9 protein-coding genes are annotated in these 10,797 nt (G+C 44.7%); 2 read left to right on the forward strand and 7 right to left on the reverse strand.

Annotated elements, in window-relative coordinates; genetic code table 11:
- From Q0R35_RS11345 to Q0R35_RS11360, 4 genes are all read right to left on the reverse strand, one after another.
- Positions 1-1,580, reverse strand: a 1,580-nt coding sequence (locus Q0R35_RS11345) for an Hpt domain-containing protein (protein WP_295617812.1), incomplete at its 3' end; no start/stop codon positions are given.
- Positions 1,581-1,787: 207 nt separating this feature from the next.
- Positions 1,788-3,284: a methyl-accepting chemotaxis protein gene (locus tag Q0R35_RS11350; RefSeq protein WP_295617815.1), complete on the reverse strand. Its 1,497-nt coding sequence runs from the start codon at positions 3,282-3,284 to the stop codon at positions 1,788-1,790.
- 155 nt (positions 3,285-3,439) lie between these two features.
- A complete protein-coding gene (locus Q0R35_RS11355; protein ID WP_295617818.1) occupies positions 3,440-5,284 on the reverse strand; it encodes a methyl-accepting chemotaxis protein in 1,845 nt (614 codons plus the stop codon).
- A 198-nt stretch (positions 5,285-5,482) separates the two neighbouring features.
- A complete protein-coding gene (locus Q0R35_RS11360) occupies positions 5,483-6,013 on the reverse strand; it encodes a hypothetical protein (protein ID WP_295617822.1) in 531 nt (176 codons plus the stop codon).
- Positions 6,014-6,779: 766 nt separating this feature from the next.
- On the opposite strand from Q0R35_RS11360, the gene Q0R35_RS11365 reads away from it, so the two are divergent.
- Complete coding sequence (locus Q0R35_RS11365; protein ID WP_295617825.1) at positions 6,780-6,992, forward strand: hypothetical protein; 213 nt, start codon at positions 6,780-6,782, stop codon at positions 6,990-6,992.
- Here Q0R35_RS11365 and Q0R35_RS11370 read toward each other — a convergent pair.
- The 3 genes from Q0R35_RS11370 to Q0R35_RS11380 are packed head-to-tail and all read right to left on the reverse strand — an operon-like array spanning position 6,989 to position 9,089.
- Positions 6,989-7,468 (reverse strand): chemotaxis protein CheW, encoded by a 480-nt coding sequence (locus tag Q0R35_RS11370; RefSeq protein ID WP_295617828.1) that lies wholly within the window; start codon positions 7,466-7,468, stop codon positions 6,989-6,991. The two genes, Q0R35_RS11365 and Q0R35_RS11370, sit on opposite strands and share 4 nt — an antisense overlap.
- Positions 7,469-7,525: 57 nt before the next feature.
- A complete protein-coding gene (locus Q0R35_RS11375; protein WP_295617831.1) occupies positions 7,526-7,888 on the reverse strand; it encodes a response regulator in 363 nt (120 codons plus the stop codon).
- A gap of 25 nt (positions 7,889-7,913) precedes the next feature.
- Positions 7,914-9,089 carry a response regulator gene (locus Q0R35_RS11380; protein ID WP_295617834.1) on the reverse strand — a complete coding sequence of 392 codons (1,176 nt, stop codon included), beginning with the start codon at positions 9,087-9,089 and terminating at the stop codon, positions 7,914-7,916.
- A gap of 371 nt (positions 9,090-9,460) precedes the next feature.
- Between Q0R35_RS11380 and Q0R35_RS11385 the strand changes: the two genes are divergently transcribed.
- Positions 9,461-10,756, forward strand: a complete 1,296-nt coding sequence (locus tag Q0R35_RS11385; RefSeq protein WP_295617837.1) for a folylpolyglutamate synthase/dihydrofolate synthase family protein — start codon at positions 9,461-9,463, stop codon at positions 10,754-10,756.
- Positions 10,757-10,797: the final 41 nt, after the last annotated feature.

A 10,797-nucleotide genomic window follows, 5' to 3' on the forward strand; every position in this document is an offset into this window, starting at 1 on the left:
ACTTGTTGGGCCGATCGATCCAGTCGTTCGAGGGGTACGGGAATCGAAATTCCCCGTTTGACTTCTACCGCCGCATTAGTCACGATCTGAGGATCTGCGATTGCGACAACTGGCTCGGTAGTTACAAATAATTCATCTTCAACTAATGCAATTAAATCAAATTCATCTAATTCGGCTGGTGCTGTAATATTGTCCGAGCTAGATGTTTCTAACTGGAGCGATTTAGGTAGATTGACTTCAAAATCTTCATCGATAAAGAAATCATCTAATAAGTCTGATAAATCCTCATTAGGTTCGATTGCGAGTAGCGTAGCATCGAGAATGACTGGTGCCTCGATCGGCAGAGTAATTGCCGCAACTGGAAATATTTCTTCGTCCAGGAAGAAGTCATCTAATAAGCCTGACAACTCTTCGTTAGGTTCGATTTTCAATGATGTATAATTGACAATCGAGATCGGCTCCTCGATTGGTTTTACAGTTGTCGTAACTGGGAATATTTCCTCGTCGATGAAGAAGTCATTTAGTAAGCCTGATAAATCTTCCTTCGATTCAATTGTTAATGGCACAGCATCGACAACGATTGGCTCTGAGGTCGGTTCTCCAGTTGTGGCAACTGGGAACATCTCTTCATCCAGGAAGAAATTATTTATTAAGCCTGATAAATCGTCCGATCCTAAAGCGGCAGATTCGATCGAAAGATCGCCCAGATCGATGGAGAGATCGAAACTAGGATCGTTAAGAATATCTAATTCAAGTGGGATGAGACTAGCTTCAGCGGTAGTAATTATCAAAGCATCTAATCGATCGAGTTCGGCATCGCTAATCTCACCACTATTTTTGATACAGGTTTTGAGTACCTGAAAATATGGTAGCCAGATCGATCGCCATAATAATCCATGAGGATTACCAATTAACCGTTCGCCACGTTGAAGTAATAGCGTCCACCCTCGATCTAATTCGAGTTCGGTACCAATATATGTAAGTTGGTCGATCGCAGCTTGCGCCGCGCTCATAATTTGCGGCGGAATATCGCCCCGATCTGGAATATTAGCTAATTCCATTTCTAGATCTAAAACCACCAAATCAAAACCCTGTTCGGCAAATTCTTGATGAACTTGCTTCATTTCATTCCAGTCTGGTAAATAGCGTGCTTTAACCTGAGCGTGAAGAGTTTGCAGTCGTTGGATTGTCAACTGGGTTCGCTCGCCATCCTCTAGATCGCCATAATTAGCTGGCTCCGAAAGTTCCAGACAACTAGCCAGTAGTTCGCCAGCTTCTAGTAGTATTTTACCCAACTCGCCATCATCGAGCGGTGGTGAAATTTCCAGGTATCGTAAATCTGAGAGTAAATCTTCGAGCGCGATCGCTCCATACAGCATACTATTTGCTTCGACGGTAACTGCACCACCTTTGATTGTGTGAATCGCCCGGTAAATCGATTGAATATCGGCAATCCACGATGCTGGTTGCAATTGTTGGATGGTGTCAAAATATGTTTCTAGTTGTTGCTGGGTATCGACGAGAAACATTTCCCGCAACTCTTGTTGTAACTGCGCTTCGGCTGAATTGTCGGGGGTCATCGCCATTTTGGGTAAATCGATCGATTAGGGAGTAATGAGCGGTAAGTTATTGTAATCGGCGCAGCGGTAGCTTTGTAGATATTTTGTAGGGTGGGCACTGCCCACGAACTAGGTTTCAAGCACGATCTATTTTATAAATAATTGCAACTACCTACTTATTTATTAACTGTCTGCTGGAAATTCGATCGGGTTATCGATCGAGCGAACCTAAGAGGGTAAAAGCAGCTTGTATACCACTTCTGGATTTTTGACGACGGTGGAATCGGCGGGTGGTAAAAAGTTGGGAAGCTTGCTAGGCGTGGCATCGTGCAGTTGGAAAAACTCGACTCGATCGAGTAAATTGCGCGCCAGATGCCGGGTGACTTGAATCTGTTCTTGAGTTGCTAATGCTTTGTACTCGGTATTTTGAGCGATAACGCCGATCGCCTGGATAGCAGTTAGGGTATCGCCAACTACTTGGATGATATCTTGACTGGAACTACTGACTCGTTCGCCGACGATGGCGACTCGATCGGTTACTAGTTGAATATTGGTAAAAGCCTGACGCGATTTACCCATCTCATCTGTGAATTTTTGGACTAGTCGATCGATATCGGCGATATCTCGATCGAGTCCAGAAGTCACGGTTTGAATTTGGTTGGTACGATGTTGGAGTGCAACCAGACTGGTGTTATTGTCTTCTGATAATTCATTGACGCGATCGGCAATAGTTTTAAACTCATGCGCCAAACTGGCAAACTGAGCGGGATCGCGCTCTGCTAATGCCCGTGTTGAAAGTAGCGAAGCATTCAGGGCTAGTACTCGCGTCAGTGCGGCTACCCGCTTGCGATCTTTGGAAAACTGTGCGGCTAATTCGACGAATTCATTCAGGGTCTGCACCCGTTTGACAATCTGCTCGGTACCTTGCTGAAGCGAAGCAATCCCATCCGCCATCCCACTCATTTCTTGCTGACCTGCACTCAGCGCGGCTTGAGCCAATTCTACGGCATCGGTAGTGGCTAATGCTTGCTGATAGGAGTTCTCGCTGAGGCTATTGACTTGGGCGATCGACATTTCGATCTGTTGGATCGATCTAGTTTGGTTTTGTGCTTGATTAGCGGTTTCTACCGCTAATTCCTCTAGTCCCACCGCATTGGTAACTACCCGATCGGCACTAGATACGACGACGCTAATAATCTGGTGTAGCGACTCGATCGTCCGATTGAGCGTATCGCCAATCAGCCCAGTCGATCGTTCGTTGACATCGGCTTGGATAGTCAAATTGCCATCTTCTAGCAAGTTTACAATATCAAGAATATGTGCTATGTCTATTTGGAGAGTAGTATTCTCTTGGGCGAATCGTGCCTGTTGCTCGGATCGCAATCGGTCTTCTTGCTGGAGTTTACCGTTGAGCGCGACTAAACTGGCTTGAACTGTTTCAACAGACTGGCGATCTCGTTCTCGATCGCGAATATAGCTGCTAACCGCCAGCACGATAAACACACCCGTCACGATCGATAGACCCAGGCTGAGTAGTTCTAAGCCGATCGCGTTCGATCTAGCCTGACTTTGGGCTTGAAGCTCATTTGCGGATGTAGTACTGGGATTGGGGGCATTTACTTCCAACTGATGTGATGTATTATATACATTCCAAGTTGCAGCCCCCGTCAATCCCAAATTCAGACAAGTGGAGACGATAATCGTCTTAACTAGGTGCTTTTGCACAAAGGACTTTATCGGGGAAATTGTCGATCGATCGAGAGTCATAATTTTACTAGATGGGAGATGGGAGTAAGGGGTAAGGAGTAAGGAGTAAGAAGTAAGGAGTAATGTAGGTTGGGTTTCGAGGCTTAACCCAACAGCAGCAATGTTGTATGCACTTAGATGGCAAGTTCTAGGGTGTTATGTTCGGTGACTGGTGCGGCTGGTAGCTTAAAGATTTGGATGTTTTCTAGTAGATTTGTGGAGAGAATATTTAGTTGGTCGCCTAAATTTTGGGCATCTTGGGACTGGTGCGAAATTTCTTGACTGAGAGTAGAGATCGATTCGATCGCGATCGTTGTGGAATCCGTTGCGGTTACAATCCGCTGACTGGCTGTAGAAACCAGATTTCCTGACTCGACAACTTGGGCTGTAACTGCTTGTACCGTCGCAAACACGTCGCTAGCCTGTTTGACACCTTGGGTGAAAGTATTCACCAATCCACCCAATTTTTGGACATCGACATCTACTGATGACACCACCTGGTGAATTTGAGAACTCCGTTGCTCTAGGCTTGCCAAACCTTCACTAGTTTGTTGTGCTAGTTGACTGACTTGGGTGGCGATTAATTCAAATTCTCGCGCTACGCCAGCAAACTGTTTGGGGTCGCGCTGTTCGGCGGCTCTAGCGGCTACCAGAGAGGCGTTGAGTGCCAAAATCTGAGTCTGAGTCACGATTTCACCTTGATCTTGTACAAACCTGTCGGCAAGACCGACGAATTCACCCAGAGTTTTAATCTCTTGGACGATCCGATCGCTCCCAGCTTGTAATACATCAATTTCCCGATCTAGACTGGAAATCGTGCCCTGTCCCTCAGTAACTGAAGATTGCAGCGTCACTAAAGATTGATTAGTCACATTCAACTGCTGCATGGTATTTTGGGCTGACTGGCGGACATTGCGCGTCAACAGCAACATTTGACCGACTTCTTCAGACTGCTTGCTGGTGCTTTGAGCGACAGTAGCTGCCAGATCTTTTTGGGTCTTACTATTGGCATCGACTCGGTATGCCGCTACTGATACTTGTCGTAGCGTTCGGCCCAATTCCTCGATCAATCGGTTGAGAGTATCGCTCACTAGCCCGGTAGCGCGATCGTTTACCTGTGCTGTAATGGTGAGATTACCAGATTCGATTTCACATACAACATCTAGCAATTCGCCGATATCTTGTTGAAGTTGTTCGTTTTCTTGGCTCGTCGATTGTGATTGAATTTGCCGTTGGAAGGATTCATTTTCTAGCTGCGAATTCACTTGGAGCAGATTATCTTGTGAGGATTGAAGATTGGCTTGAGCCAATTGTCGATCGCGAATATAGCCCCTAACAGCAATGACGATCCCCATACCAGTTATCACCAATAATCCCAAGCTAACTAGTGCTAACACGATCGACGAATTCAGTGCTAGTTGTTGGGATTGCAGGCGAGCATTCGCTTCAGCTTTAACACTGGCAATTACAGTTTGCACACCTTGGCTATAAATCTTCTTTTGATTACTATATTCTGCACTTTGCAGCACCGCAGCAGCCTCAGCCAATTTCTGCTCTTTTGCTAATTGGAATGACTGGGTTTCCATAGCAATTAGTGCTTTGTTAGAGTCATCAATTTGACGATAAGCTCCTAATACAGATGGAGGAATATCTTTAAATAATTCACCTGTAACCTTGTCAAGTTCTGGGACACGATCGTTATATCGCTGTTCCCATTTTATCTGTCCGCTACTCGCCCGCATATTCGCCGACATCGTGAGGACTTCATCTAGATAAATGACCTTACTACTGAGATCTTGCAGTTCTGTCTGTCTTTCTACAGTTACTCTCAGCCCTTGGGAAGTATCCCAGACATTCCAAGTCGAAGCTCCAATTAACACTAAGTTTAGACTAATTGAGGAGACGATCGTCGCCACTAAATTCGATCGAACGAAGTGCTGAATTTTTTGAATCGGCGAAGATGGATTGAGATTAGACATAACCAATATATAAGCTTACTCCTATCGTTAGAGTACCCACGACCAGAATAGTTTCGATCGCCATCTCCCAAATTATGTTAAGTATTACGATGCTTGTTTTGTAATATAAAACGAAGATCCTCTATCTAGCTTGGGATAGAGGGTTGGGAATTTTTAATTGTCAATTACGGCAACAGCTTCAGCATTTGCAACTTATTTTTAAACATAGTGAACCTCTTGCCTATAGTTATCTAGATCTAAATATTGAGCCTCTTGCCTGTAGTTATCTAGATCTAATCCGAGTTCCAACCGGATATCCTTGAGTAGCTTATGATTTAATTTAGACCAATCGAATTTATTCATATTTCTAACTTTAGTGCTGCGACCCAATCGAACGCCACGATCGAAGGTCTTCATTTCTGAATAACTAAATTTATACTTGCATGGATATAAGCAATAAGCAGCAATTTTTAGAATTAGTAAATGTATCCAGCTTGTATTGGTATCATTACCCATTGTAAAGCCGACTATATATGCTTCATCATCTGGAGTAAATCCCTTTTTCAATAGTAAATGGATGCAGTCATGTCCCAATAAGTCGATACTTCCAGGCATATTTAATGGACTAGATGGATTCTCTAATAGCCAGACAAAAAAAGGGATTTCACCTGGAGGATCTCCTTGGAGATCTTCACATGCGGCTGCTAATGTAAAAGCATCTAGGCGATCGGGGTACTCATTCCAAAGCATGATATTCTAATCTGTTCGAGCAAAGATAGTTTCCAATTGGTAATCGACATATCGATCGCCAAGGAAATTTAAAAATAAAATAAATAATATGTTCGGAAAAAGTAATGAAATATTGATATTGAGTTAAAATAGAGAACTATGATAAATATCTATAAACATCGCCAATAGGTCTTTATTTCAGAATCCAGCGAAAGACTCCTAGGCAATCGACAAAGCAAAATAATGACCCTGAATAAGTAATCATTGACATGTCTTTAGTCCTGATACTAGCCAGTAACATTTGACCAGAACTCATTGCTAATAATATAAATCCGTACTTACTAATATCGAGATTGGCCGCAAGTAATACTCCTCCCGCAACAGCACAAGCCGTGCTGCTTAACTTGAGTGTTTTTGCTAATCGATCTTCGGCTCTAAATGAGTTTTGCATTTTTAATAGTTGTCAAGTTTAATTCAATACAGCCAAAGATCGATCGAAATTCAATTAAGTCATACTAGAACAGAGCAATTACGATCCAAATTAACGAATTGGCTAATTGATTTACACGAGCATGTATTCAAGATATCTGCTCTAAATCGGTTAATCCATCCGTGATATTACTGAAGTTTTAACTGCTGAAACCAGCTCACAGAGAATGATTGACGAGATCTTGTTAAAGATGCGATCGCGATCGCACATCATTACCGATCTCGTCCAAATCCCCAGATCGAGCGAAATGAGCTAGTATTTTTTAAACTTTCCAGCACGATAAATATCGAGCATCTTGTGAATGGAAAATCTGTAGATAAATGCTGGATCGTTAGATCGATTAAATTTGCAGTTTCTTCACTCGATTATTTTCCACAAAAATATTCCAGCCCGATCGGATACATGTATGGAGTATCCGATCGGGCTGGCAATGCGCTGCTGGTTCATAATTTTGCCACGAACGACAATCTCAGCGGAACCAATAAGTTTGCAGCAGGCAAGAACTACTAGTTATCGATCGACCAATATTTGGGTTGCCATAAAGTTGTCGGCACTAAGTCAGAGCGGATCGTTACCATCGATTCAGTTCGGCTGGCAGTAAATAGTGCTGGTGGTAATTCCTCTCGCCGACTACTACCGATCGCCCGATCGACAATTAAGCCCACATTTCCCAATTCTCGATCGCCGCGATCTTCGAGGAGTACCACTACCACTCGCTCCGGTAAAGATCTGGTGGCTACTTCCAGCAGTCGATCTGTCGCAATTAGCGGTACGATCCGACCGTGACGATTGGCAATTCCTACCAGTAATGGGTCGTAAAATGGCAAGTCGAGGATTTGGGATCGATCGATTCGGATGATTTCTGTTACCCAAGTTGCTGGCAATACTAGGGTGAGCCGTTCGACTTGAGTGAGAATAAATCGCTGCTCTAAATTGGCAGTTGCACCAACAACTGGTGGCATTAAATTGGTGGTATTAGCACTCATGACTGGGGGTTGAAGGGTTAATGGTTGGTACGAAAATGGGTAAACTCAAATCGATACCTATGCCGGAATTTTGGCGAGAATCTGTTCGATACTTTCCCGACTGACTGGCTTGGGTAGATAATCATTAGCTCCAGCGCGCTTAACACCATAATTGATTTCTAGCGGCGTTTTTTTGCTAGAACAGAACACCACATATTGATTGGCTGTCGTGGGATTGAGTCGTACCGATCTTAAAAACTTATAGCCATCTTGTTCGGGCATGACTACATCTAAAAATACCAAATCGTATTTACCAGCCGCCACTACACTCAACGCATCTGTCGCACTCGCACAAACATCGACTTCATGTCCGAGAATTTCTAGCAAGGAAGCTAATGCATGTCTGTCTAAAGAACTATCATCAATGATTAAAAGTCGCATAAAATCGAGTGTTTAAAATTTAGATTTAGGTGGTGGATGTAGATGCACTCATGAGTCGGGGAATCAACTCTTCAAGCTGAACTTGAAAATCAATAATGCCAGCAGCAGTCAGCGGTTTGTTGAGAAACTCGCACCCACTCCACTGCGCCCGCCATTTATTGGAGAGTTTTTCTTCTCCAGTTAAAATCGCGAGGGGAATTGCCTTGAAAGCTGGCTGTTGCCGGATTTGCTTGACTAGCTCGAATCCCGAAATTTCTGGCATGTTGATATCAATGAAAATCATTGCTGGCTGGATCTGAGCAATCCTCCCCAGTGCAGTTTTAGCGTCCTGACAAGTCTGCACAGTGTAGCCTAGAGCCGATACCCAGTTCTGAAATTGCGATAGCAGCACTGGCGAGTCATCGATGACCATCACAGTGGCACTCTGGTGTTGCTGGGGTGGTTTAAATTTGACCAAGCCAGTTTTTCCCAGCTTGGCAAACATCTGAGCGACTTCGAGGGAATCTTTGGCCATCTCTTCGGCAATTGTGGCGATAGTTTTGTCAGACTGGACTAGTCTCTCGATCCGCTGTCGCTGAGTGTCGGCTAGATTGGCTGTTTTGATTGCAGATCGATCGAGGATCGGGCACAACTTCATCGAAGGTACTTGCTTTCTCACTTCCATCCATTTCAACTGCCGCTGTGCGGCTGCATCAAATAGCTCTACCGGGTTGAAGCCATTAATTGGCAACCGAGCTTCGATATCTGAGGCCATAAATTTTGCCGAACCGCTACCCATTAATAAGTACAAATCTAAATCGGTTAAGATTTTGATTCGCAGTGCTGCTTGCAGTTGAGCTTCGCTGACGATCTGCGATTGCTTCATGGCTGCCAATAATTGTGCGGAATCGAGCGATCCTGCCTTTACTTGTCGCCTAAGCAGATCGATCTGGATTTTTGCCGCATGGCTATGAGTTTGGATGACATATCGCTCCGCGACTCTGAGCAACATTTGTGGAGACCATACTCTACTGCCAGAATACAAGATGCGACCGTTGGCAATGCCCAGATTCCAGTAAAATGGTTGTTGGCGATCGGCAAATCGATCGAATTGATGCTCCCAATAGCCGCCGCCATTGTGCGTGTGTTCGAGTAGTTGTTGTGATAGTCCCCGCGCAGAAAATGAAAACTGGTCTACGGTCGTGGCAATAAGTTGATTCATGTTTTCCCGGTTGGAATCTGTGTCAACAGATCTAGCCTTAGCTACTCTAGATTTGGATAATTTTGTGTCAATAATCGTCACACCTCGTTAATATTGAGGTACCCTAACACCTCACAATTATTGTCCTCCTATTATTTAGAGTACCCAGGATCTGAGTGGTTGTTTTCACGAGCCGATCGAATATTTTGAATAGCTAGATCGAGGATGATGCCTCGGTCGATCCGAAATGTTCAATTTTAGGCACCGTCAAGGTTTGAATTGATTTATGCAAATAAAATAAATTGACTTTATTTGTAGTATTTCTCGTTAAAGCGCGAGAGCGGTTAAGATCCTTTTGTCGATACTCCTATCCCTTACTTTTTAGTGACTCAGTGACCGATCTAATTTCAGATATCGATACTCTTTTGCTACCATTTCACCAATTTGGGGTAAATTTGGGATTGAGCCGGATTCAAACCTTACTCGCGGCATTAGGATCGCCCCATTTGTCCGTGCCGATAATTCATGTGGCGGGGACGAATGGCAAAGGTTCGGTTTGTGCTTATCTATCGAGTATGCTTGTTGCCGCAGGCTATCGCGTCGGTCGCTACACATCGCCGCATTTGGTAAACTGGAACGAGCGGATTTGTATTAACGATCGACCGATTAATACCGAGACTGCCCTAGAAATTCTCGATCGAGTCATTGCCGCAATCGATCCGAATACGCCTACTCCCACCCAGTTTGAAATTGTGACTGCGGCGATGTGGGTATATTTTGCCCAGTCGCAAGTAGATATCGCGGTGATTGAAGTTGGCTTGGGTGGCAGATTAGATGCGACTAATGTCTGCGACAATCCGCTAGCGACAGTCATTACCTCGATCTCGATCGATCACTGGCAACAACTCGGCGACACGATCTCTAAAATTACCGCCGAAAAAGCCGGAATTCTCAAACCCAACCGTCCAGCTATTATCGGCACGCTGCCACCCGATGCGATTGCTGTTGTAACCGATCGCATTGCCGCACTCAATTGCCCCGCAACGTGGGTTAAACCCGCTGTAGAGATACCTTCAGTTGACTCTAGCTCTCAAACCTCATCAGCGGCAGATTCACTGCCTTGGGCCGAATTTGATGGGGTTGAGTATCCCCTGGCATTATTGGGCGAGATGCAATTAATTAATTCGGCAATTGCGATCGCTACAATTGAAGTTTTACGCCAATCTGGATGGGAAATTAGCAACGCAGCAATTGTCGCAGGGATGGCAAATACCCGCTGGTTGGGCAGAATTCAGTGGATGACTTGGCACGGGCATAAATTACTCATCGATGGTGCCCACAACCCAGCCGCAGCCATCGCGTTGCGTCAATATGTCGATACTTTAAATACCCCAATTAGTTGGGTAATGGGGATGCTATCGACCAAATCTCACCGCGAGATTTTTGAAGCTTTACTGCGTCCTGGCGAGCGATTATATCTACTGCCCGTACCCGGACATAGTTCCGCCGATCCGATCGTACTCGCAGATATCGCCCGATCCACAACCGTAGATCTAGACTCAATTTCGATCCACCCAGACGAAAGCGCAGCCCTAACCGCTGCTATGAGTCAAACCGATACCCATCAACCCGTCCTCTGTGGCTCCCTCTACCTCCTCGGTCATTTTTTCAAGCAAGATCGGGAGTAAGTATGCAATTACGCCTAAAACCTAAAGCCTAAAGCCTAAAA

The sequence above is a fragment of the Chamaesiphon sp. GL140_3_metabinner_50 genome (assembly GCF_025361915.1).
Taxonomy (GTDB): Bacteria; Cyanobacteriota; Cyanobacteriia; order Cyanobacteriales; family Chamaesiphonaceae; genus Chamaesiphon.

Bases quoted from the DNA above. Each gene is read 5' to 3' on its own strand.
- Q0R35_RS11355 (WP_295617818.1), bottom strand. From the start codon at position 5,284: ATGTCTAATCTCAATCCATCTTCGCCGATTCAAAAAATTCAGCACTTC.
- Q0R35_RS11360 (WP_295617822.1), bottom strand. From the start codon at position 6,013: ATGCTTTGGAATGAGTACCCCGATCGCCTAGATGCTTTTACATTAGCA.
- Q0R35_RS11370 (WP_295617828.1), bottom strand. From the start codon at position 7,468: ATGAGTGCTAATACCACCAATTTAATGCCACCAGTTGTTGGTGCAACT.
- Q0R35_RS11375 (WP_295617831.1), bottom strand. From the start codon at position 7,888: ATGCGACTTTTAATCATTGATGATAGTTCTTTAGACAGACATGCATTA.
- Q0R35_RS11380 (WP_295617834.1), bottom strand. From the start codon at position 9,089: ATGAATCAACTTATTGCCACGACCGTAGACCAGTTTTCATTTTCTGCG.